The sequence below is a fragment of the Streptomyces sp. NRRL WC-3618 genome (assembly GCF_001280005.1).
GTDB lineage: Bacteria > Actinomycetota > Actinomycetes > Streptomycetales > Streptomycetaceae > Streptomyces.
Window position 1 is genome coordinate 1 of the sequence record NZ_LGDW01000427.1, and the last position, 220, is coordinate 220.

Sequence of the window (220 nt, forward strand, 5' to 3'; positions counted from 1 at the left end):
CCCGACCGTCTTCATCGACGACGACGGTCAGGCCTACCTGTACTGGGGCAACCCCAACCTGTGGTACGTCAAGCTGAACGCCGACATGACGTCCTATTCGGGCAGCCCCACCAGGATCCCGCTCACCACCGCGGGATTCGGCACCCGCACCGACAACCCCGACCGTCCCACGCTGTACGAAGAAGGACCCTGGGTCTACAAACGGGGCGGTCTGTACTAC

Annotated in this window: 1 protein-coding gene; it reads left to right on the forward strand. The window is 63.6% G+C overall.

Annotated elements, in window-relative coordinates:
- Window positions 1–220 (forward strand): family 43 glycosylhydrolase (locus ADL01_RS28280; protein ID WP_159049674.1); only part of this gene is annotated, 220 nt, incomplete at both ends.